This is a genomic window from Enterobacter cloacae complex sp. HYC080_NIDB, assembly GCF_056673325.1.
Map to the genome: position 1 here is coordinate 430,566 of NZ_CP114212.1, position 22,322 is coordinate 452,887.

A 22,322-nucleotide genomic window follows, 5' to 3' on the forward strand; every position below is an offset into this window, starting at 1 on the left:
GGAGTATTAGTCACCAGGCGGGCGCTTCAGAGAAGCCGCCCGCTCTGGGTAACTTAACTGAACGCCTAAAGAAACAAACGAGGAATCAAATGGCTCGTACAACACCCATCGCACGCTACCGTAACATCGGTATCAGTGCGCACATCGACGCCGGTAAGACCACTACTACCGAACGTATTCTGTTCTACACCGGTGTAAACCATAAAATCGGTGAAGTTCATGACGGCGCAGCCACCATGGACTGGATGGAACAGGAGCAGGAGCGTGGTATCACTATCACCTCCGCAGCGACTACTGCATTCTGGTCAGGTATGGCTAAGCAGTACGAACCGCATCGCGTAAACATCATCGACACCCCAGGGCACGTTGACTTCACCATCGAAGTAGAACGTTCCATGCGTGTGCTCGACGGCGCGGTAATGGTTTATTGCGCAGTTGGTGGTGTTCAGCCACAGTCTGAAACCGTATGGCGTCAGGCGAACAAATATAAAGTTCCACGCATCGCGTTCGTTAACAAAATGGACCGTATGGGTGCTAACTTCCTGAAAGTTGTTGGTCAGATCAAAACCCGTCTGGGCGCGAACCCTGTTCCGCTGCAGCTGGCAATTGGTGCTGAAGAAGGCTTCACCGGCGTTATCGACCTGGTGAAAATGAAAGCCATCAACTGGAACGACGCAGACCAGGGCGTGACCTTCGAATACGAAGACATCCCGGCTGAGATGCAGGACCTGGCTGACGAATGGCACCAGAACCTGATCGAATCCGCTGCTGAAGCTTCTGAAGAGCTGATGGAGAAATACCTGGGTGGTGAAGAACTGACTGAAGAAGAGATCAAAAAAGCTCTGCGTCAGCGTGTTCTGAACAACGAAATCATCCTGGTAACCTGTGGTTCTGCGTTCAAGAACAAAGGTGTTCAGGCGATGCTGGATGCGGTAGTTGACTACCTGCCATCTCCGGTTGACGTTCCTGCGATCAACGGCATCCTGGACGACGGTAAAGATACTCCGGCTGAGCGTCACGCAAGCGACGACGAGCCGTTCTCTGCACTGGCGTTCAAAATTGCTACCGACCCATTCGTGGGTAACCTGACCTTCTTCCGCGTTTACTCTGGTGTGGTTAACTCCGGTGACACCATCCTGAACTCCGTGAAAGCGGCGCGTGAGCGTTTTGGCCGTATCGTACAGATGCACGCTAACAAACGTGAAGAGATCAAAGAAGTTCGTGCGGGCGACATCGCTGCAGCTATCGGTCTGAAAGACGTGACCACTGGTGACACCCTGTGTGACCCGGATCACCCGATCATTCTGGAGCGTATGGAATTCCCAGAGCCGGTAATCTCCATCGCGGTTGAACCAAAAACCAAAGCTGACCAGGAAAAAATGGGTCTGGCTCTGGGCCGTCTGGCGAAAGAAGACCCATCATTCCGCGTATGGACTGATGAAGAATCTAACCAGACCATCATCGCAGGTATGGGTGAACTGCACCTGGACATCATCGTTGACCGTATGAAGCGTGAATTCAACGTTGAAGCGAACGTGGGTAAACCTCAGGTTGCTTACCGCGAAGCGATTCGCGCGAAAGTTACCGATGTTGAAGGTAAACACGCTAAGCAGTCTGGTGGTCGCGGTCAGTACGGTCACGTTGTGATCGACATGTACCCACTGGAGCCGGGCTCTAACCCGAAAGGTTACGAGTTCATCAACGACATCAAAGGTGGTGTAATTCCTGGCGAATACATCCCAGCCGTTGATAAAGGCATCCAGGAACAGCTGAAAGCGGGCCCTCTGGCTGGCTACCCAGTTGTTGACATGGGTATCCGTCTGCACTTCGGTTCTTACCACGACGTTGACTCCTCTGAACTGGCGTTTAAACTGGCTGCGTCTATTGCCTTTAAAGAAGGCTTTAAGAAAGCAAAACCAGTTCTGCTTGAGCCAATCATGAAGGTTGAAGTAGAAACTCCTGAAGAGAACACCGGTGACGTTATCGGTGACTTGAGCCGTCGTCGCGGTATGCTGCGTGGTCAGGAATCTGAAGTAACTGGCGTTAAGATCCACGCTGAAGTTCCGCTGTCTGAAATGTTCGGATATGCAACTCAGCTGCGTTCTCTGACCAAAGGTCGTGCATCATACACCATGGAATTCCTGAAGTATGATGATGCGCCTAACAACGTTGCTCAGGCCGTTATTGAAGCCCGTGGTAAGTAATCCACAGGATTAAAACCTAAGTCCCGTGCTCTCTCCGAAGGGGAGAGCACTATAGTAAGGAATATAGCCGTGTCTAAAGAAAAATTTGAACGTACAAAACCGCACGTTAACGTTGGTACTATCGGCCACGTTGACCATGGTAAAACTACCCTGACTGCTGCAATCACTACCGTTCTGGCTAAAACCTACGGCGGTGCTGCTCGTGCATTCGACCAGATCGATAACGCACCAGAAGAAAAAGCGCGTGGTATCACCATCAACACTTCTCACGTTGAATATGACACCCCGACTCGCCACTACGCACACGTAGACTGCCCAGGCCACGCCGACTATGTTAAAAACATGATCACCGGTGCTGCGCAGATGGACGGCGCGATCCTGGTTGTTGCTGCGACTGACGGCCCAATGCCTCAGACTCGTGAGCACATCCTGCTGGGTCGTCAGGTAGGCGTTCCTTACATCATCGTGTTCCTGAACAAGTGCGACATGGTTGATGACGAAGAGCTGCTGGAACTGGTAGAGATGGAAGTTCGTGAACTGCTGTCTCAGTACGATTTCCCAGGCGACGACACCCCAATCGTTCGTGGTTCCGCGCTGAAAGCGCTGGAAGGCGAAGCAGAGTGGGAAGAGAAAATCATCGAACTGGCTGGCTTCCTGGATTCTTACATCCCAGAACCAGAGCGTGCGATTGACAAGCCATTCCTGCTGCCAATCGAAGACGTATTCTCCATCTCCGGTCGTGGTACCGTTGTTACCGGTCGTGTAGAGCGCGGTATCATCAAAGTTGGTGAAGAAGTTGAAATCGTTGGTATCAAAGAGACTGCGAAGTCTACCTGTACTGGCGTTGAAATGTTCCGCAAACTGCTGGACGAAGGCCGTGCTGGTGAGAACGTTGGTGTTCTGCTGCGTGGTATCAAACGTGAAGAAATCGAACGTGGTCAGGTTCTGGCGAAGCCAGGCTCAATCAAGCCACACACCAAGTTCGAATCTGAAGTGTACATCCTGTCCAAAGACGAAGGCGGCCGTCATACTCCGTTCTTCAAAGGCTACCGTCCACAGTTCTACTTCCGTACAACTGACGTGACCGGTACCATCGAACTGCCAGAAGGCGTTGAGATGGTAATGCCAGGCGACAACATCAAGATGGTTGTGACTCTGATCCACCCAATCGCGATGGACGACGGTCTGCGTTTCGCAATCCGTGAAGGCGGCCGTACCGTTGGCGCGGGCGTTGTTGCTAAAGTTCTGGGCTAATTAATTATCCCCGAATTAAAAAAGGACGCTTCGGCGTCCTTTTTTGTTTTATGCTGCTCAGGTGTTGTCACAAACTTTCGCATTTTTTGCCTGCACCCGCCCCGTATTCTGGCGTTTGTGCTATTGTAATCATAACCATTCTCACTTACACTTTGCGCATAATTTGAACGGGAGTCTCTATGTACGTTTGTTTATGTAATGGTGTAAGCGACAAAAAAATACGTCAGGCCGTTCGCCAGTTTCAGCCACAGTCATTTCAGCAGCTTCGCAAATTTGTTCCGGTTGGAAATCAATGCGGTAAATGTGTACGTGCTGCACGTGAAATCATGCAGGACGAGTTGATGCAGATCCCGGAATACAAAGAGATCGCGTAAGCGCCCATCTTTTTTTTGACATCCCCGTAGCCCGATCTACGCTTCAATGAGTGGAAGCGGAGGGACTATATAATGAAAGGTGATGTTAAAATCATAAGTTATCTCAATAAATTATTGGGAAATGAGCTTGTCGCAATCAACCAGTACTTTCTTCATGCGAGAATGTTCAAAAACTGGGGACTTAAACGTCTGAACGACGTTGAGTACCATGAATCTATAGATGAGATGAAACACGCCGATAAATATATCGAGCGCATTTTATTCCTTGAAGGTATTCCAAACCTGCAGGATCTCGGCAAGCTGGGCATCGGTGAAGATGTTGAGGAGATGCTACGTTCCGACCTCAGGCTGGAACTTGAAGGTGCCAAAGATCTCCGTGAAGCCATTGCCTATGCCGACAGCGTTTTTGATTATGTCAGCCGTGACATGATGATTGAGATCCTTGCCGATGAAGAAGGCCATATAGACTGGCTGGAAACCGAGTTGGATTTGATCGATAAGCTGGGTATTCAAAACTATCTGCAGGCGCAAATCCGCGAAGAAAAAGAGTAGTTGATACAGGAAGGAAACCCTCCTTCCTGCTTCCTCACAGCGTTGCCCAGCAGAAACAGCCCCAGCCGCTCAGTGCCAGCGCCGGACCGAAAGGTATCGGGTCACCGAAATGCCCTTTTTTTACCCACAGCAGAAGCCCGTAAAAGATCCCTGCGATTGACGCTACGTAAAGGATCACGGGTACCTCTCGCCAGCCGCACCAGGCGCCCACTGCCGCAAGCATCTTGAAATCCCCGTAACCGATCCCTTCTTTGTGACAGATTAAGCGGACCAGCCAGTAGAGCAGCCACAGAATTAAATAGCCGGCAGCGGCACCCACAATGGCGTCCTGGGAGGAAACAGGGCCAAAAAAGGCATTAAAAAACAGGCCAACCCACAGTAACGGTAGCGTGAGCTTGTCGGGTAAAAGGTAATGCTGCAGATCGATCACGCTGAGTGCGAGTACAAACCAAAAGAACAGAAAAAGCGCCAGTGACATTATCATTGATGCTGGATGGAGGGCATAGCAAATGACGGCCATCATCGCACAAAGCCCTTCCAGCAAGGGATAGCGTGTTGAAACAGGCTGGCCGCAGTGGCGACATTTCCCTTTGAGAAGCATCCAGCCGAGCAGGGGAACCGTGTCGTACCAGAACAGTGGGGTTTGACACTGGCAGCACCGGGAGCCAGAGAACGTAAACTCTGACGTTGAACCCGCCTCGCCTGTCGAAGACGGTCGTAAAATCTCGGCAGGCAAACGCCAGGTGAGTATACCCATTGCGGTTCCTGACAGCAGGCCAATGATGAGAAACAGAGTAACCAGTGAGCTATCCATTTTATTTCACTCCGAGCGTCAGGCGCGTCAGGATTATAGCGTCCGTACCCTGTTCACTGGCGTGGAATTCAAGTTCCGCAATCCGCAGACCGTAGTCTCCCTGTAGCACTGCCAGCCAGTTCATAAAAGCGTCCATCCTGAGAGCATCGGCCGATACAGTCAGTTCTCCGCTATCGGTGCGCTGGAGTTTTGCGGCAGTGCCCAGCATGTGCAAACTGCTTTTAACCTGATTCTCCAGGGAGCCTGATGGTCTCTTTTCCGGAAGAAGAGCTGCAGCCGAAACCTGTTTCTGCAACCACTGCAGATCGCGTTGCACCTTAGCATAGCGGGATTGCATGGTGTCCGTAGCCTGCTTCAGGGGCTGGTAGAGCCCAAACCAGAAAAGAATGCTGACACCGCAGACAAGCAGTGCGAGTAGCAGCCGCTGTTCACGCGGATCTTTTTGGTGAAACCATTCCTGAGCGCGTTTAATCATTTCGAATCGTCCATAATCCCTGTTCATGTTTATCGACTTTGAGTGAGTAGCCAGCCAGTTTTTGATTTAAAAACGCCTGGATCTGTTGGTCATCGCGGGTAGAAATAAAAAGACGTAAATCATTACGTGCCGGGTTATAACTCAACCCTTCCAGCGCCAGTTCCGGGAAAGCGGACAGATGAGCCTGAAGCTGTTGTAAGAGCAAATAGGGGGCAGGCGATCGTTGCTGTAGCTGCCTGGGTAAATAGGTACGCAGATTACGGGTATGCCTGTTTTCTGGAATATAACGTTGCCATTGCTGCGTCAGTGTGTGGCTCAGCTGTTTTTCATACTCCCGAAGTTGCAAATACACGACAACCTGAGCCAGACACGCACTCCCGGCTAACAGGAGAAGACTGCAAAGCGCCACCCGTTTGATATTGGTGGACCAGAAAGAGCGCGGGGCAGGCGGGCGCATTTTCCCGTGCAAAAGGTTAGCGGGTGGTTCCTGTGGATGGAGTGTCAAACTATGACATGCGGGATGCGTTTCCTTCGCGGAAAGGCCAGCTGGCAGTGGACCGTAGCTGACAACCTCTTGCGGGGGATAATGCGCTAGCAGCTGTGCCAGCCAGGGTTCTGTCAAATGGGCAACACTGTTCTCATGCGTTCTGAGCAACCATCCACAGCTGTCTGATAATACCGTCCAGCCGCTTTCACAGGCTGGCAAGCGAAGGGCGTCAATCGTCGCATGCGTGACGTTAAAACCAGCCCCGGCAAAGAGACGAAGTTGGGACATAAGCCAGTCGGCGTCAACGCCAATGACGGAAACTCGCGTTCCCTCCCGAGAGAGTAGCGTCCAGTGCAGCGAGGGCATGCCTTCGTCCAGTGTTTCATCCGCAAGCCACTGAAGTTTTTGATCGGTCAGTTCGTAATTTTCGTCTGGGATGACGATTATTCTGCTCGTTGCCTTTTGGGCCGGAATAACGAGATGAGTGCATCCTGATGCCGGGCGTGCGGCAATCTCCGGCAACTGTTCTGTTGTCAGACTCTGAACCTGGCTGTAGCCACATCCATCATATTCCACCCATTCAAGGGCATTCGGCGTCGATCCAGAAAGGCGGAAAAGCAGTTTCGTCGCAGGGACGTTAACTGCTTTATTGTTCGCTACTGCCATCCGTAAGCTGGCGTAAATAGAGTTTGAGTGTTTTAGTTTTTTCGTCATAAATGAAAAATGTGCGCATACCAAAGGTAAGGTCACCCTCATGAACCGTGGATGTGGTCAAAAAATAACTGCTGCTGGTTGTAATCTGTTTTTTAAGCGAATCCACCAGCGGTTTTGCTGCGCTGAAATCCTGTTGGGCCTGGTAAAGAAAATCCTCTACCTTTTCCCAGCCATTTACAGGACGTTTTTTCAGGAGCATTTTTGCATCTGACAAGCTGATATTGTTGAGGAAGAGGGCTGCCAGAAGCGGCGCTTGCTGCTCAGTAAGGGTATTGATATTAATGGCGAGGTCACTGCTGAATCGGGTGCAGATAAAAGGGGCGAGTTTTTGATAAAGCGCGTCAGTCATCCCTTTAATTTTGCGCACTTCTGTGGGTAAAAAGAGCACCTGACCGGCGGTCAGGTAGCCTGGCTGACTATGTTGATAGTATTCGTCTTCTGCACCTTTAACGCGCGTTGAGTCGTTATCATCGATGTAGTCTGCGATGGATTGTGCGATCTCTTCTGCCCGGTATTTTTCAACGGCGAGCTTCTCCAGTAGGGCGTAAAACACGCTGATTTCATACGGTGGCGTCGCCAGTGGTTCTTCCGGCGTATTCTTCAGTGCGTTCAGGTTGTAGCAATGGTGCAGATCGTTTATCTGCCAGCTGACGTCGGTGTCGTCGCCAGGACTCTCCGAGTGGGTGAGTACGTCTCGAGGCTTCTCCTGAAAACGCGCCATAGATTGTGCTTCAGCATAGAGCAGAGCGTATTTCCCCTGCAGGCTATCATTGATGCGCCGGGTGCGCTGGAGCTGAACCTGAAAACTTATCGTCATCTCTGCTGCCAGCGCAGCCATCAGCGCCAGAATCATTAAAACAATCAGCAATGCAGAACCTTTTTGCGCATTCATTGCGTCGCTCCTGCAGGTTGGCTGGCGGCTTTTTTTTCTGGAAACCAGCCGGGCAGGACAACGCGTCGGGTTATTTCCGCTTTACCGTCACGCTCCAGCGTTATCGTGGCTGTCGTTGACACGCTCTTTTCATCCGCCGGCGTCATTGTTGCAGAAAAATGGGAGACATGATCCAGCAGGGGCTGTGGTGCCACGTCCTTTTCACTGTCGGATGAGTAGCGTACTGCACGGAATAATGTGTCGTTTTCGACATACCAGTGGACGGTCGTCAAAACGAAAGTTGCCCCAAAAGGCATTGCGGGATCCCGGGTTTGTGTTGTGAAAATTACGCTCTCTTTTTCACTCAAGAAGGGGAGCGGTGTTTGCCGGTTTTTCCGCGGAACATACTGCATTAAATCATTTTCAAGCATGAGCACGGTGTGCTGGATGGCCTCAAAATCATCGCCAGTCTTCTTGGCTCGCTGGTACTGTTCGGTTGCCTGGGAGAACACCTGAGAGGCCAGAAAGCTGAGCGTTGAGAAAATGACGATCGCCAGCATCACTTCCAGAAGCGTAAAGCCGTTGGGGACTTTACTCATGCTTCGCCTCCGTTTTCTTACTATCTGAAGACCAGGCATACAGGCTGAGGGTTCGGCCATCAGACGTTATCACCCTGGCCTCTTTCTGAAGCAAAGGAGACGAACTTTTTTTCCCTTCAACCAGTTGCCAGGAGAAGGTCTCATTTAATTGAGAAGAGGCTCCCTCTTTGGCGGCGAGTTGTCCGTAAGTCGAGGTCACGAGTACGTTGTCTGCAACCCAAAGCGCTAGCGTTTCCTGTTTTAACGTTTCCAGCGCTGAAAGCTGCCATTGCATACTGTTGAGGAGTGCAATAATGGCGGTCGCAAAAATAGCCATTGCCAGCAAGACTTCAAGCAGCAGCATTCCGCTTTGTTGTTTCATTGCGGTTCCTTAAAGCGAATGACCTCAAGCGGCAGTGCGCCGTGTGATTGCAGGATGGCGATTTTTTCGCCATCTTCAGCGTTGAAAACCACTGAAAAGGGAGTGACTTGTCCATCGGGCAGGATGACGATTTGCGGTTTGGCCTCCTCCGACGAGGGTGTCACGTCAGGCCTGGCCGGTGCGTCCCAATCGCCGCGTAACGGCAAATTGTCATTGTTTGCTATTTCCTGCCACTGCCATTCACCGGTGCGATCCTTTTTCGGTGCATAGAAAAGCCAGCCGTCAGTAGTGAGCTGAAGGCCGACAGTATGTTTTTCCAGTAGCGCCACGTCTGACATGTATTTTACTGTCTGTCTGAGGACATCGATCTGCCGCAGTAGCTTTCCGGTAGCACTCAGCCTGTCACTTTGCATAGCGACAACGCCGGCTGCCGCCAGGGCGATGATGACCATAACCAGCATCACTTCCAGCAGTGTGAATCCTTTCTGATGGGCCATTTTTAGCGTGACTTTTTATCGTTATCCCAGTTGTGGATATCATCCTCGGTGCCGGTTTCAGCATCAGGACCTGTGGACATGATATCGATCGCGCCATGCTCACCCGGGCTAATCAGGATGTAGTCATTCCCCCACGGATCGGCGGGCAGACGGCGGATATAACCGTCCGGGTTGTAGTTTTCAGCCCGGGGAGCTTGCGCTGGGGCGGTAATAAGCGCCTCCAGGCCCTGTTCTGTTGTGGGATAACGATGATTATCCAGCTTGTACATATCCAGCGCATTTTCGAGAGCAATAATATCGCTGGCGGCTTTTTGCCGGTCTGCCCGATCCTTATTGCCCATTAAGTTAGGCACCACCAGGCTGGCCAGAACCCCCATAATCACGATGACGACCATCAATTCCATAAGCGTGAAACCACGCTGCCTTTCCTTCTTCTGCGCTTCCATGATTTTTCCTTAATTCATCAATGAGTTGAGTTGTAAGATGGGCTGCATGATCGAGACAACGATAAACAAAACGATCGCTGCCATGACAACAATTAGCGCCGGTTCAAAAATTGCCAGGGTCAGCGAAATGCGGTTTTGCAGCTGCACCTCCTGGTTATTTGTCGCACGCTGCATGAGTTCCCCGAGCTGACCGCTTTTTTCTCCGGAAGCAATCATGTAAATCATCATGGGGGGAAATATTTGCGTCTGCTTCAGGGACTGGCTGATGCTATTTCCCTGGCGCACACTTTCTGCTGCGTCGCTGAGCCGCTGTCCAATTTCACGGTTGCCCACACCTTCTGCTGAGAGCGACATCCCTTCCAGGAGTGGAATACCGCTGCGATTGAGAATACTCAGGGCGCGCAGATAACGGGCGCTATTGATCGCGCAGACCAGCGGGGAGGTAATGCGAAACGCGATGAGCCAGCGATGAAAATGATCCCGGTTTTTCCCGCGCTTCAGCCAGAAAGAGAATAGCGTTCCACCACAGATCAGCGTCAGTGCGATCCAGGGACCGTATGTCGACAGAAAGTGACTAATAGCCAGTAACGTTCGGGTGGAAAGCGGTAGCTCGTGCTTAAGATGAGTGAACTGCGCGGCGACCTTCGGTACCACCGTGGTAAGCAAAATGATAACCACCAGAATGGCGACCGTGGTGAGCAGGGCAGGGTAAATCAACGCCTGTGTGAGTTTGCTGCGCATTTGCTGACGTGCTTCATTATATTCGGCCAGCCTTTCAAGAACGGTGCCCAGCTGGCCGACCGTCTCTCCCGCTTTTACCAGGGTGCAAAAGACCGTATCAAACAGACGAGGGTGGGCTTGCATGGCCACAGAGAGGGGCTGTCCCTCCAGAACGGCGAGATGCAGAGAAGTGATGACGTCGGCCAGTTTTTTATTTTCTTTTTGCTGTTGAACAACGGCGAGCGCTTCATCCAGCGGCAGCGCCGCGGCGATCAGCGTCGCCAGCTGACGCGTAAAAAGCGTTAATTCGCTGTGGCTGATTCGTGTCGAAAAAGCCCTGAGGGCAACCTTGGGTCGCTGCCGTTTTAGCGTTTGCGGTAATAACCCCTGGCTACGCAACTGCGCAACCATCTCTCTTTCACTCGCGGCCTCACTCAGCCCCGTATGGCGGTTTCCCCGCGCGTCCGTCGCCGTCCAGTGAAATTTCATTGGTGCCCATCCGCTGGAGTCTGACCTTCAGAGGTCACCCGCAGAATTTCTTCAAGTGAGGTCATCCCTTCTGCCGCTACGCGAAGACCGTTTGCCAACAGGCTGAGGTGATGACGACGCTGGATCTCTTCCAGCTGCCTTTCATGGCGCTCATTGTGAATAGCGTCACGCAGTTCTGGTGTGGCGAGCAGCAGTTCATGGATAGCCATGCGCCCCTGATAGCCGCTTTGTCTGCAAGCGGTGCAACCCTTTGCTTGCCAGAGATGAGATGCATTAATCCCATGTGCTTGCAGGAGCTGTTGCTCCTGAGGCCGCACGGCGTGAGTCGTTTTACAGTGGGGGCATAGCCGTCTGACCAGACGTTGGGCAATCACCCCCACGAGCGAGGAAGAGAGAAGGAACGGCTCAACGCCCATATCCCGTAATCGCGTTACGGCACCGCACGCGCTATTAGTGTGGAGAGTGGAAAGCACCAGATGCCCGGTCAAAGAAGCCTGAACCGCAATTTGAGCGGTTTCGTTATCGCGAATTTCTCCTACCATGACGACATCAGGATCCTGACGTAAAATAGCGCGTAGTCCGCGGGAAAATGACATATCTACGCGGCTATTAACCTGGGTTTGTCCGATACCTTCCAGTTCGTATTCAATTGGGTCCTCTACCGTAAGCACATTGCGTTCGGGGCTATTTAGCGCGGAGAGAATGGCGTAGAGCGTGGTGCTTTTCCCGGAGCCCGTTGGCCCCGTGACCAGAATAATACCGTGGGGAAGGGCAAGCAGATTCTTCAGACTGTGTGTGTCTGCCGCTGACATATCCAGTTTATCGATGGATAAGCGCAGACTACTTTTATCCAACAGACGCAGAACAACACGTTCGCCATGCTGCGACGGGAGCGTCGACACACGGACATCCACATTTCGCTGACCAATTTTTAAGGTAATGCGTCCATCCTGCGGCAGCCTTTTTTCGGCAATATCCAGTTTGGCCATGATTTTGATACGTGAGATGAGTAAGGCCGCCAGTTTTTTATTCGGCTGAACCACCGGGCGCAAGATGCCATCAACCCGGAAGCGGATACTCATCGCTTTTTCAAACACTTCAATATGAATATCTGAGGCGTGTTCTTTAATTGCTTCGCTGAGCACGGCATTAATAAGCCTGATAACCGGCGCGTCCGACTGCTCGTTCAGCAGATCTTCATTCGTTGGGATCTCTTCAGAGAGAGTATTGAGATCGTCCGAGTTATTAATATCTTCGGCAATTAACTGGGCTGACCCGCTGTTCTGTTGGTAAATAAGTTCTAGCTTTTCGGCAAACTGCTGCGGGGGGAGCCGGGTAAAACAGGTGCACTCTGGCGCAACGGATGCGAACTCGAGCAGATGCTCAAGTGTGGCATCTGTCGAGTAGAAGAGAGTCTCTCCTTGTAAGGCAATGCCATAGCGCTGCGCTTTTTTCCATGCGTGCTGACTCATTCCGTTCGACCTTCCCTGAACGGATTTTTGGCGTCCGGTGTTGCCGGTGCATTATTAAAAGCCCGATCTTCAAGCTCTTTGATGTTGTCGACGTTAATCAGTGTTTCACTTTGTTTTTCTCGTCTCTCTTTTTGCAGATCTTTGAAATTGGTGTATTTCTCACGTGAGAGTGAACGATAGACCTCATCGTCTCTGATAATGGTCGGGCGGATAAAGACCATCAGGTTACGTTTGCTTTTCTCATTGGATGTGTAGCGGAAAAGCTGTCCCACCAAAGGGATATCGCCCAGTAGGGGAACTTTTGAAACTTCTTGCTTACTGGCGTCATCCATTAAACCGCCAAGCACAACGGTTTCGCCACTTTTCACCAGGACGGCATTCTGTATTGTTCGGGTGTTGAAGGTTGGGCCGAGCGAGGAAGAGCTTGTCGATGTGTCGACGCTGGAAACCTCTTGCTCGATCTCCATCAGAACAGAATCACCCTCGTTAATCTGCGGGGTGACTTTTAACTTGGTCCCCACCGTCTTACGCTCGACGGTATTGTAAATATTATCGCCGGAGGTCGTCTGGGAACCGGAAAGTACGGGCACATCCTGCCCGACGTTGAAGGCTGCTTCTTTATTATCAAGCGTAACGATGCTGGGCGTAGACAGGATGTCGTTTTTGTTGTCGGTATTGAGTGCTGTGAGGAGCACCCCCCAGTCGCCGTTGAAAAAACCTGCCGCAAGGCCGTTATAATTACTGAAGAGGTTGTAAGCTGGGTTATCGCTGGTGATCCCTCCGTTTGCTTTGAATTCACCCACGCCCTGTGCCGCGTTAAAGATTGGCAGGCCAGTTTTGGTAAACTGTTGTCCACCAACGTTTTTCTGGGCCCACTGCACACCCAGGTTCAGACCTTTACCGTCCTGAACTTCAACGATAATCGCTTCCACCAGAACCTGTGCACGACGAATATCCAGCTTAGCGATAACCTCATCGAGTTGCTGGAGAATACCCTGATCGGCGGTCACAACCAGTGAGTTGGTTTGTTCATCTGCAGTAATAGAGATATCGCGGCTGCTGCTGGTTGCCGTATTGGTTGTGCCACTTTTGCCATCTTTCAGTTTTTGCGTGACACCGGTTAAAACGTCAACAAGCTTATCCGCTTTGGCATATTTCAGGTACCATACCCGCGTGTTTCCTTGCCCTTGCTCCTGGGTATCAAGACGTTTTACCAACTCAGCAATTCTTGCGCGGGCGCGTTCTGAGCCTCTGATAATCAGCGCATTGCTTCTTTTATCGGCAACGATGTGCGTCTGGAGTGTCGCAGGTTGTGCCTCTTTTGCGTTCTCACGCGACAGCGTGTTAAGGACATCGGCAAGATCGACAGCGGAAGCATATTTCAGCGGGATAATTTGCTCTTGCTCGTCACCCATGACATCGACACGTTTAATGACTTCCAGCATGCGATTGACGGTTGATGCTTTGCCGGTAATGACCAGCGCATTAGAGGGCTCATAATGCGAGACGTTACCGACATTACCGCCATCGAGCATTTGACGAAGCAGAGGAGACAGCGATCGCGCTGGAACATTTTCCAGAGAAACAATACGTGTCACCAGTTCATCACCCTTGCCGGGCTGCGTGTTACTGGTAAGCTTTCCTGGAAGATTTTTCACGGTTTCTGAACGCACGACTTTCAGCAGGCCATTATCAAGAGTAATAAGTGAAAAGCCATAAAGGTCGAGCACGCTGAGGAAAAATTGATAGTATTCCTCTTTATTAAAGGTATCTACGCTTCTGACGGAAATGGATGCTTTAACATCGGGATCAATCAGAATCGTTTTCCCCATGTTTTGTCCCACGATGTTGACAAACGTTTGAATGTCCGCACCGTTAAAATTCGCCGTGTAATCAGCTGAATATCCGGGCTTAGCGGTGGCGATGAGCAAAAAAAACAGCGAAAGCGCTTTCAGTCGCTGGCTTGCGGAGGTTCCATCCATTTATTTATCCTGACCGTCCTGGAATTGTTGAACGGCAACATTAATTAGTTTTGGTGATGCATTTCGCAAGAGGGTAATCTGAGCCGTCTGCAGATGTCTAAGTGCCTCCTGCGCCTGGGTTAAATTCGCCTGTTGCGTTAAAGACATATTGTTAAGCTGAATAGCAATGTCACCAGGTGCAATGGCTGTCCGTGAAAATAATTCTGTATTACCGCGAGGTAAAAGGCGCAATCCTAGCAAGACATTTTTATCAACGACAGGAATCGCTTCAATAAAATCTGACAATGTGACATCTGTTGGTGCCGGCTGCTCGTTCACTTTTTCTGGCGTTGCGGCAGGTGGCGTCAGTTCGGTAAGCAGCGTAAGCTGCGCGGTGTTTCCGCCTGAGGAGAAAAACACCTGGTTCTTAGTGATATCAATGATGCGCGTGCTGTTGGATGATTTAAGCACATCATCAATAGAATAGACATTCTGTTCCCCCCCTTCCTGCAGAATGGCCCGGGACGATAATTTATCCGAACTATGAATAATACCGCTTAAATGGATATGGGACAGAGTATCTACGTTGCCACTCACTAATGGGGGCGCGTCAATGCGATTATTGACTGACGATGATAAATTCCATTTATATTTTTCATTAAAATTATTCAATGGCGTGATGATATCCTCATTAATCAGCGACGCTTTGTTATTACCCCACTGTATATATGCTGAGTAAATGAAAATAAAGATACCCATAGCGCTAGTCAATATAATCATAAGGCTCAGGGTGCGATACGATAACGCATTTTTCACTAAGGGAGAGATGGTTGCCATGAAATCACTTTTAAGAATGACTAAGAGTGAACGTGTTTCTTGTTTAAGTCCGTCATAATATAATCAGTCATTGGCACGCAGCAAGTCATATGCAATATATATCCCTATTTTAGGAATAGAATAATTTTCGAGGTAATGCGGCTATTCATGGATGAGCTAAATACTTTTTATACTACGCGGCATTGTCTGATTCGGGACAGCATGTTTTCCACGTTAATTCAGGAACAATGGCTAATATTACAGGGCGGTAAAGGGTCAGGAAAAAGTGTGCTTGCGCAAGGGGTGATTAGCGCGTGGCCTTATCGCGCGCTCACCATCAGCCCTTTGAACCGAAAAGGTTACCTGTGGGAGTGGGTGATTATTGCGGATTCGCAGACGGATAACAGTCTGGCGGGAAAAATATTCCCTGTTGAGAAGCTCTGGGAGGAGCTGTACAGCGCGGGGACCGTGACACACGGCAGTATGCCGCTGTTTGTCCTGGAAGATGGACACCGAATCTCCAGGGGGCTTGTTTCAACGATTCTGGCGTTTATGACCATGATGCCGCAAGCCCGATTGCTACTTACAGGGATATTCAACCGTCGTCAGCAGCGCGAGTTACGGGTATTACAGCCGGTATGGTTTGAGATACCCGCGCCGGACAGTAAAGATTACCGCAAGGTGATCTCCTCTCATGCAGGCATTGGCCCTGAGACAACCAACACTCTTCCGGAACAATTTATCAGACGATGCATGAGACGTTGCGATGGCAATCTTCATCTTGCCGCGCGACTGGGAGGGGTTATTCGCCGTAATAAGATGGAGGAGGAGGAACACGCCGCCTCCATTATTGACGCTTCTCTTCAGCGTGAGGCGCTGCGTTACCTGCCCGCACCGGGCCGTCAGGGCTTAACCTGGTTGCTGCTGTTGGTGTTAACGGTGCTATGTGGTGGTGGTGGCGCATACTTCGCCAGGCCTCTTTCCCAGTGGCTGCCACCGCTCACAACGTTGCTTCCTGTAGAATTCTCAAGACCTGTCTCAACTCATGCGCGACTGATGGCAGAGACGATGTCTACCAATGAATCGCTCAGTTTACTGTTTAGCGTCTGGGGGTATGAGGTAGACAAAGGGGAAGCCTGGTGCGATCAGGCATACCGGGGCGGGATGGCCTGCCTTTCCGGCACCGAAACGCTTGAAACACTGTTGTCTGACGGACTTCCCTGGGTCGCCACCCTGGAAGTTGATAGCGCCAGTTTCCCTGTCGTCGTGATCGGGGGAGGAGAGAACACGCTTACCGTGCTGTCAGGAAATCAAACATGGATCCTTGATAAGGCATGGTTCAGCCATGTCTGGACAGGGAATGTGACGCGAATGTGGAAGCCATCGCCCGACGGCAACGCAAGCATAACAAAGAAGAGTAGCACCGATGACATTGTCTGGCTTGATACGATGCTGAGCCGCGTGCTGAATGTCGAGGCGGAAGGGACGGGAGAATGGAGTTCGCTGCTAACTGAGAAGGTTCGCCAGTTTCAGGCGCAAAATAAGATTAAAGTCGATGGTGTGATGGGACAGTTGTCACTTATCAGGCTATGGCAAGCCCTGGGTGAAAGTCCAACGTTGATTCAGGAAAGAGGGACGATATGAGCGAGCAAACGGAAACCTCTTTGCAGTCCAAAGTACGCTTTGTCCGGCCAGATATGCCGCGCCCGCTTTGGGCGGGGATATGCATCGCATTGTCCTGGCTTTTATATAGTGTGGGTTGCGCGATGGTCGGGTATTACCTGTACCGCGGGATTGCTCTGCACGCGTCTTCATCACCAGAGCCTCAGCATTATCGGCTTTCTGAGGAGCACTATATCTATAAGAAGCGTCCCTTGCCGGTGCCGGTGGAAGAGACGGATGTTAGTGTGTCGGAGGAAAGCGACGCTGAGCATCCGGTTGCTGCCGGAGAAAAGGGCGATCTTGAAGCGCGTGTTAAGCAGGCGATAGCAGATATTGACCAGTAGTGTACGTGTCTTGCAAAAGGTTGGTTATTATCGACACAGTCGACTTGCATTAAGCCTGTAAATACGTATAATGCGCGGGCTTGTCGTAATTGACGGCTGGTTCGATATGAACCTGGGTAGCGCATTTTGTTACTCAACAATGCTCCCAATTGGGGAGCTACGTAAGAACGGTTACACTCTCCCATCAATCGTAATGGGTTTGAGGAGTAATCATTTTCGTTTATAAAATAATTGGAGCTCTGGTCTCATGCAGAACCAAAGAATCCGTATCCGCCTTAAAGCGTTTGATCATCGTCTGATCGATCAATCAACCGCGGAAATCGTCGAGACTGCTAAGCGCACTGGTGCGCAAGTCCGTGGTCCGATCCCGCTGCCGACCCGCAAAGAGCGCTTTACCGTTCTGATCTCTCCGCACGTTAACAAAGACGCGCGTGATCAGTACGAAATCCGCACTCACAAGCGTCTGGTTGACATCGTTGAGCCAACTGAGAAAACCGTTGATGCTCTGATGCGTCTGGATCTGGCTGCCGGTGTAGACGTGCAGATCAGCCTGGGTTAATCAGGTCATCGAGCGATTGAGAGGTTGAAACAATGATTGGTTTAGTCGGTAAAAAAGTGGGTATGACCCGCATCTTCACTGAAGATGGCGTTTCTATCCCAGTAACCGTAATCGAAGTTGAAGCAAACCGCGTTACTCAGGTTAAAGATCTGGCTAACGATGGCTACCGCGCTATTCAGGTTACCACTGGTGCTAAAAAAGCTAACCGTGTAACCAAACCAGAAGCGGGTCACTTCGCTAAAGCTGGCGTAGAAGCTGGCCGTGGTCTGTGGGAATTCCGTCTTGCTGAAGGCGAAGAGTTCACCGTAGGTCAGGACATTAGCGTTGAGCTGTTTGCTGACGTTAAAAAAGTTGACGTAACCGGTACCTCTAAAGGTAAAGGTTTTGCTGGTACCGTTAAGCGCTGGAACTTCCGTACCCAGGACGCTACCCACGGTAACTCCTTGTCTCACCGCGTTCCGGGTTCTATCGGTCAGAACCAGACTCCGGGCAAAGTGTTCAAAGGCAAGAAAATGGCAGGTCAGCTGGGTAACGAACGTGTAACCGTTCAGAGCCTGGACGTAGTACGTGTTGACGCTGAGCGCAACCTGCTGCTGGTTAAAGGTGCGGTCCCGGGTGCAACCGGTAGCGACCTGATCGTTAAACCAGCTGTGAAGGCGTAAGGGGATAGCAATGGAATTAGTATTGAAAGACGCGCAGAGCGCGCTGACTGTTTCCGAAACTACCTTCGGTCGTGATTTCAACGAAGCGCTGGTTCACCAGGTTGTTGTTGCTTATGCAGCTGGTGCTCGTCAGGGTACTCGTGCTCAGAAGACTCGTGCTGAAGTAACTGGTTCTGGCAAAAAGCCATGGCGCCAGAAAGGTACCGGCCGTGCGCGTTCAGGTTCTATCAAGAGCCCGATCTGGCGTTCAGGTGGCGTGACCTTCGCTGCGCGTCCACAGGACCACAGTCAAAAAGTTAACAAAAAGATGTACCGCGGCGCGCTGAAAAGCATCCTGTCCGAACTGGTACGTCAGGATCGTCTGATCGTTGTCGAGAAGTTCTCTGTAGAAGCGCCTAAAACTAAGCTGCTGGCTCAGAAACTGAAAGACATGGCTCTGGAAGATGTGCTGATCATCACCGGTGAGCTGGACGAGAACCTGTTCCTGGCCGCACGTAACCTGCACAAGGTTGACGTACGCGATGCGACTGGTATCGACCCGGTTAGCCTGATCGCCTTCGACAAAGTCGTAATGACTGCTGATGCTGTTAAGCAAGTTGAGGAGATGCTGGCATGATTCGTGAAGAACGTCTGCTGAAGGTGCTTCGCGCACCGCACGTTTCTGAAAAAGCGTCTACTGCGATGGAAAAAACAAACACCATCGTTCTCAAAGTTGCTAAAGACGCGACCAAAGCAGAGATCAAAGCTGCTGTGCAGAAACTGTTTGAAGTCGAAGTTGAAGTCGTTAACACCCTGGTTGTTAAAGGGAAAGTTAAACGTCACGGACAGCGTATCGGTCGTCGTAGCGACTGGAAAAAAGCTTACGTCACCCTGAAAGAAGGCCAGAACCTGGACTTCGTTGGCGGCGCTGAGTAAGTCGGAGGAGTAATACAATGGCAGTTGTTAAATGTAAACCGACATCTCCGGGTCGTCGCCACGTAGTTAAAGTGGTTAACCCTGAGCTGCACAAGGGCAAACCTTTTGCTCCGTTGCTGGAAAAAAACAGCAAATCCGGTGGTCGTAACAACAATGGCCGTATCACCACTCGTCACATCGGTGGTGGCCACAAGCAGGCTTATCGTATTGTTGACTTCAAACGCAACAAAGACGGTATCCCAGCAGTTGTTGAACGTCTTGAGTACGATCCGAACCGTTCCGCGAACATCGCGCTGGTTCTGTACAAAGATGGCGAACGCCGTTACATCCTGGCCCCTAAAGGCCTGAAAGCTGGCGACCAGATTCAGTCTGGCGTTGATGCTGCAATCAAAGCAGGTAACACCCTGCCGATGCGCAATATCCCGGTTGGTTCTACCGTTCATAACGTAGAAATGAAACCAGGTAAAGGCGGTCAGCTGGCGCGTTCCGCGGGTACTTACGTTCAGATCGTTGCGCGCGACGGTGCTTATGTCACCCTGCGTCTGCGTTCTGGTGAAATGCGTAAAGTCGAAGCAGACTGCCGCGCTACTCTGGGCGAAGTTGGCAATGCTGAGCATATGCTGCGCGTTCTGGGTAAAGCAGGTGCTGCACGCTGGCGTGGTGTTCGTCCTACCGTTCGCGGTACTGCGATGAACCCAGTCGACCACCCACATGGTGGTGGTGAAGGTCGTAACTTTGGTAAGCACCCGGTAACTCCGTGGGGCGTTCAGACCAAAGGTAAGAAGACCCGCAGCAACAAGCGTACTGATAAATTTATCGTACGTCGCCGTAGCAAATAATTTTAGAGGATAAGCCATGCCACGTTCTCTCAAGAAAGGTCCTTTTATTGACCTGCACTTGCTGAAGAAGGTAGAGAAAGCGGTGGAAAGCGGAGACAAGAAGCCCCTGCGCACTTGGTCCCGTCGTTCAACGATCTTTCCTAACATGATCGGTTTGACCATCGCTGTCCATAATGGTCGTCAGCACGTTCCAGTCTTTGTTACCGACGAAATGGTTGGTCACAAACTGGGTGAATTCGCACCGACTCGTACTTATCGCGGCCACGCTGCTGATAAAAAAGCGAAGAAGAAATAAGGTAGGAGGAAGAGATGGAAACTTTAGCTCAACATCGCCATGCTCGTTCTTCTGCACAGAAGGTTCGCCTTGTTGCTGACCTGATTCGCGGTAAGAAAGTGTCGCAGGCCCTGGACATCCTGACCTATACCAACAAGAAAGCTGCGGTATTGGTCAAGAAAGTACTGGAATCTGCCATTGCTAACGCTGAACACAACGATGGCGCTGACATCGACGATCTGAAAGTCGCGAAAATTTTCGTAGATGAAGGCCCAAGCATGAAGCGCATTATGCCGCGTGCGAAAGGTCGTGCAGATCGCATCCTGAAGCGCACCAGCCACATTACTGTGGTTGTGTCCGATCGCTGAGACTCTGGAGACTAGCAATGGGTCAGAAAGTACATCCTAATGGTATTCGCCTGGGTATTGTAAAACCATGGAACTCTACCTGGTTTGCGAACACCAAAGAATTCGCTGACAACCTGGACAGCGATTTTAAAGTACGTCAGTACCTGACTAAGGAACTGGCTAAAGCGTCTGTATCTCGTATCGTTATCGAGCGTCCAGCTAAGAGCATCCGTGTGACTATTCACACTGCTCGTCCTGGCATCGTTATCGGTAAGAAAGGCGAAGACGTAGAAAAACTGCGCAAGGTCGTAGCGGATATCGCTGGCGTTCCTGCACAGATCAATATCGCTGAAGTTCGTAAGCCTGAACTGGACGCTAAATTGGTTGCTGACAGCATCACTTCTCAGCTGGAACGTCGTGTTATGTTCCGTCGTGCTATGAAGCGTGCTGTACAGAACGCAATGCGTCTGGGCGCTAAGGGTATCAAAGTTGAAGTTAGCGGCCGTCTGGGCGGCGCGGAAATCGCACGTACCGAATGGTACCGTGAAGGTCGCGTACCGCTGCACACTCTGCGTGCTGACATCGACTACAACACCTCTGAAGCGCACACCACTTACGGTGTAATCGGCGTTAAGGTATGGATCTTCAAAGGTGAGATCCTGGGTGGTATGGCTGCTGTTGAACAACCGGAAAAACCGGCTGCTCAACCTAAAAAGCAGCAGCGTAAAGGCCGTAAATAAGGAGCGTCGCTGATGTTACAACCAAAGCGTACAAAATTCCGTAAAGTGCACAAAGGCCGCAACCGTGGTCTGGCGCAGGGTACGGATGTTAGCTTCGGCACTTTCGGTCTGAAAGCTGTTGGCCGTGGTCGTCTGACTGCACGTCAGATCGAAGCAGCACGTCGTGCAATGACCCGTGCAGTTAAGCGTCAAGGTAAGATCTGGATCCGTGTATTCCCGGACAAACCGATCACCGAGAAGCCGCTGGAAGTTCGTATGGGTAAAGGTAAAGGTAACGTGGAGTACTGGGTTGCCTTGATCCAACCGGGCAAAGTCCTTTATGAAATGGACGGTGTTCCGGAAGAGCTGGCCCGTGAAGCCTTCGGCCTGGCAGCAGCGAAACTGCCTATCAAAACCACCTTTGTAACTAAGACGGTGATGTAATGAAAGCAAAAGAGCTGCGTGAAAAAAGCGTTGAAGAGCTGAACGCTGAGCTGCTGAACCTGCTGCGTGAGCAGTTCAACCTGCGTATGCAGGCTGCAAGTGGCCAGCTGCAACAGACTCACCTGCTGAAGCAAGTGCGTCGCAATGTTGCACGCGTTAAGACTTTACTGACTCAGAAGGCGGGTGCGTAATGACCGATAAAATCCGTACTCTGCAAGGTCGTGTTGTTAGCGACAAAATGGAGAAATCCATTGTTGTAGCTATCGAACGTATTGTGAAACACCCGATCTACGGTAAATTCATCAAGCGTACGACCAAACTGCACGTACATGACGAGAACAACGAATGTGGTATCGGCGACAAGGTTGAAATCCGTGAATGCCGTCCACTGTCCAAGACTAAGTCCTGGACGCTGGTTCGCGTTGTAGAGAAAGCGGTTCTGTAATACAGT

Annotated in this window: 29 protein-coding genes; 17 read left to right on the plus strand and 12 right to left on the minus strand. The window is 51.0% G+C overall.

All coding sequences use genetic code 11. The annotated features are described in order from the left end of the window. The first annotated feature begins 89 nt into the window (after positions 1-89). From fusA to bfr, 4 genes are all read left to right on the plus strand, one after another. Positions 90-2,204: an elongation factor G gene (fusA, locus tag O1723_RS01955; protein ID WP_014885485.1), complete on the plus strand. Its 2,115-nt coding sequence runs from the start codon at positions 90-92 to the stop codon at positions 2,202-2,204. A gap of 69 nt (positions 2,205-2,273) precedes the next feature. Next, the gene (gene tuf / locus O1723_RS01960; protein ID WP_014171903.1) at positions 2,274-3,458 is read left to right on the plus strand and encodes an elongation factor Tu; all 1,185 of its coding nucleotides are present in this window, start codon (positions 2,274-2,276) and stop codon (positions 3,456-3,458) included. 179 nt (positions 3,459-3,637) lie between these two features. Continuing rightward, positions 3,638-3,832: a bacterioferritin-associated ferredoxin gene (gene bfd, locus O1723_RS01965; RefSeq protein ID WP_008503493.1), complete on the plus strand. Its 195-nt coding sequence runs from the start codon at positions 3,638-3,640 to the stop codon at positions 3,830-3,832. Between the two features lie 72 nt (positions 3,833-3,904). Beyond that, positions 3,905-4,384 (plus strand): bacterioferritin, encoded by a 480-nt coding sequence (gene bfr, locus O1723_RS01970; protein WP_014885483.1) that lies wholly within the window; start codon positions 3,905-3,907, stop codon positions 4,382-4,384. Between the two features lie 34 nt (positions 4,385-4,418). Here the strand turns inward: bfr and O1723_RS01975 are convergent, their stop codons facing one another. From O1723_RS01975 to gspC, 12 genes are read right to left on the minus strand one after another with little or no spacing between them, the layout of a single operon-like run. Beyond that, on the minus strand, positions 4,419-5,141 hold the full coding sequence (locus tag O1723_RS01975; protein WP_158002414.1) for a prepilin peptidase: 723 nt from the start codon (positions 5,139-5,141) through the stop codon (positions 4,419-4,421). A 58-nt stretch (positions 5,142-5,199) separates the two neighbouring features. Then, positions 5,200-5,673: a type II secretion system protein GspM gene (gene gspM / locus O1723_RS01980; RefSeq protein ID WP_023337889.1), complete on the minus strand. Its 474-nt coding sequence runs from the start codon at positions 5,671-5,673 to the stop codon at positions 5,200-5,202. Further along, positions 5,666-6,826, minus strand: a complete 1,161-nt coding sequence (gspL, locus tag O1723_RS01985) for a type II secretion system protein GspL (RefSeq protein ID WP_023338827.1) — start codon at positions 6,824-6,826, stop codon at positions 5,666-5,668. The genes gspM and gspL overlap by 8 nt, the downstream gene beginning before the upstream one ends. Continuing rightward, the gene (gene gspK, locus O1723_RS01990) at positions 6,807-7,766 is read right to left on the minus strand and encodes a type II secretion system minor pseudopilin GspK (protein ID WP_023331449.1); all 960 of its coding nucleotides are present in this window, start codon (positions 7,764-7,766) and stop codon (positions 6,807-6,809) included. Before gspK ends, gspL begins: the two co-directional genes overlap by 20 nt. Then, positions 7,763-8,344, minus strand: a complete 582-nt coding sequence (locus O1723_RS01995; RefSeq protein ID WP_023331448.1) for a PulJ/GspJ family protein — start codon at positions 8,342-8,344, stop codon at positions 7,763-7,765. The genes gspK and O1723_RS01995 overlap by 4 nt, the downstream gene beginning before the upstream one ends. Next, on the minus strand, positions 8,337-8,705 hold the full coding sequence (gene gspI, locus O1723_RS02000; RefSeq protein ID WP_023331447.1) for a type II secretion system minor pseudopilin GspI: 369 nt from the start codon (positions 8,703-8,705) through the stop codon (positions 8,337-8,339). Before gspI ends, O1723_RS01995 begins: the two co-directional genes overlap by 8 nt. Then, a complete protein-coding gene (gene gspH / locus O1723_RS02005; RefSeq protein WP_023337886.1) occupies positions 8,702-9,202 on the minus strand; it encodes a type II secretion system minor pseudopilin GspH in 501 nt (166 codons plus the stop codon). Before gspH ends, gspI begins: the two co-directional genes overlap by 4 nt. A 2-nt stretch (positions 9,203-9,204) precedes the next feature. After that, on the minus strand, positions 9,205-9,648 hold the full coding sequence (gene gspG, locus O1723_RS02010; protein WP_014885475.1) for a type II secretion system major pseudopilin GspG: 444 nt from the start codon (positions 9,646-9,648) through the stop codon (positions 9,205-9,207). Positions 9,649-9,657: 9 nt separating this feature from the next. Beyond that, a complete protein-coding gene (gspF, locus tag O1723_RS02015) occupies positions 9,658-10,857 on the minus strand; it encodes a type II secretion system inner membrane protein GspF (protein ID WP_023337885.1) in 1,200 nt (399 codons plus the stop codon). Beyond that, positions 10,854-12,329 carry a type II secretion system ATPase GspE gene (gspE, locus tag O1723_RS02020; protein WP_023338825.1) on the minus strand — a complete coding sequence of 492 codons (1,476 nt, stop codon included), beginning with the start codon at positions 12,327-12,329 and terminating at the stop codon, positions 10,854-10,856. Before gspE ends, gspF begins: the two co-directional genes overlap by 4 nt. Continuing rightward, positions 12,326-14,311: a type II secretion system secretin GspD gene (gene gspD, locus O1723_RS02025; RefSeq protein WP_023337883.1), complete on the minus strand. Its 1,986-nt coding sequence runs from the start codon at positions 14,309-14,311 to the stop codon at positions 12,326-12,328. The genes gspE and gspD overlap by 4 nt, the downstream gene beginning before the upstream one ends. Continuing rightward, positions 14,312-15,127, minus strand: coding sequence for a type II secretion system protein GspC (gspC, locus tag O1723_RS02030; RefSeq protein ID WP_023337882.1), 816 nt, complete (start codon positions 15,125-15,127; stop codon positions 14,312-14,314). It abuts the gene before it with no gap. A gap of 147 nt (positions 15,128-15,274) precedes the next feature. Here gspC and O1723_RS02035 point away from each other — a divergent pair, with 147 nt between their 5' ends. From O1723_RS02035 to rpsQ, 13 genes are all read left to right on the plus strand, one after another. After that, the gene (locus O1723_RS02035; RefSeq protein WP_023337881.1) at positions 15,275-16,750 is read left to right on the plus strand and encodes a peptidoglycan-binding domain-containing protein; all 1,476 of its coding nucleotides are present in this window, start codon (positions 15,275-15,277) and stop codon (positions 16,748-16,750) included. Then, positions 16,747-17,112 (plus strand): hypothetical protein, encoded by a 366-nt coding sequence (locus O1723_RS02040; protein ID WP_023337880.1) that lies wholly within the window; start codon positions 16,747-16,749, stop codon positions 17,110-17,112. Before O1723_RS02035 ends, O1723_RS02040 begins: the two co-directional genes overlap by 4 nt. Before the next feature lie 247 nt (positions 17,113-17,359). Continuing rightward, positions 17,360-17,671: a 30S ribosomal protein S10 gene (gene rpsJ, locus O1723_RS02045; RefSeq protein ID WP_001181005.1), complete on the plus strand. Its 312-nt coding sequence runs from the start codon at positions 17,360-17,362 to the stop codon at positions 17,669-17,671. A 32-nt stretch (positions 17,672-17,703) separates the two neighbouring features. Continuing rightward, the gene (rplC, locus tag O1723_RS02050) at positions 17,704-18,333 is read left to right on the plus strand and encodes a 50S ribosomal protein L3 (RefSeq protein WP_003863274.1); all 630 of its coding nucleotides are present in this window, start codon (positions 17,704-17,706) and stop codon (positions 18,331-18,333) included. A 10-nt stretch (positions 18,334-18,343) separates the two neighbouring features. Next, entirely contained in the window at positions 18,344-18,949 is a 606-nt protein-coding gene (rplD, locus tag O1723_RS02055; protein ID WP_000424395.1) for a 50S ribosomal protein L4, read from the plus strand. Further along, a complete protein-coding gene (gene rplW, locus O1723_RS02060; RefSeq protein ID WP_000617546.1) occupies positions 18,946-19,248 on the plus strand; it encodes a 50S ribosomal protein L23 in 303 nt (100 codons plus the stop codon). Before rplD ends, rplW begins: the two co-directional genes overlap by 4 nt. A 17-nt stretch (positions 19,249-19,265) precedes the next feature. Further along, positions 19,266-20,087, plus strand: a complete 822-nt coding sequence (gene rplB / locus O1723_RS02065) for a 50S ribosomal protein L2 (protein WP_000301859.1) — start codon at positions 19,266-19,268, stop codon at positions 20,085-20,087. Positions 20,088-20,103: 16 nt separating this feature from the next. After that, positions 20,104-20,382 (plus strand): 30S ribosomal protein S19, encoded by a 279-nt coding sequence (gene rpsS / locus O1723_RS02070; protein WP_001138117.1) that lies wholly within the window; start codon positions 20,104-20,106, stop codon positions 20,380-20,382. A 14-nt stretch (positions 20,383-20,396) separates the two neighbouring features. Continuing rightward, the gene (gene rplV, locus O1723_RS02075) at positions 20,397-20,729 is read left to right on the plus strand and encodes a 50S ribosomal protein L22 (RefSeq protein ID WP_002919773.1); all 333 of its coding nucleotides are present in this window, start codon (positions 20,397-20,399) and stop codon (positions 20,727-20,729) included. Between the two features lie 17 nt (positions 20,730-20,746). Continuing rightward, a complete protein-coding gene (gene rpsC, locus O1723_RS02080) occupies positions 20,747-21,448 on the plus strand; it encodes a 30S ribosomal protein S3 (protein WP_000529945.1) in 702 nt (233 codons plus the stop codon). A gap of 12 nt (positions 21,449-21,460) precedes the next feature. Further along, entirely contained in the window at positions 21,461-21,871 is a 411-nt protein-coding gene (gene rplP, locus O1723_RS02085; RefSeq protein WP_002919759.1) for a 50S ribosomal protein L16, read from the plus strand. Beyond that, on the plus strand, positions 21,871-22,062 hold the full coding sequence (gene rpmC / locus O1723_RS02090; protein ID WP_003863282.1) for a 50S ribosomal protein L29: 192 nt from the start codon (positions 21,871-21,873) through the stop codon (positions 22,060-22,062). Before rplP ends, rpmC begins: the two co-directional genes overlap by 1 nt. Continuing rightward, positions 22,062-22,316: a 30S ribosomal protein S17 gene (gene rpsQ / locus O1723_RS02095; RefSeq protein ID WP_008503489.1), complete on the plus strand. Its 255-nt coding sequence runs from the start codon at positions 22,062-22,064 to the stop codon at positions 22,314-22,316. Before rpmC ends, rpsQ begins: the two co-directional genes overlap by 1 nt. The last annotated feature ends 6 nt before the right edge of the window (positions 22,317-22,322 follow it).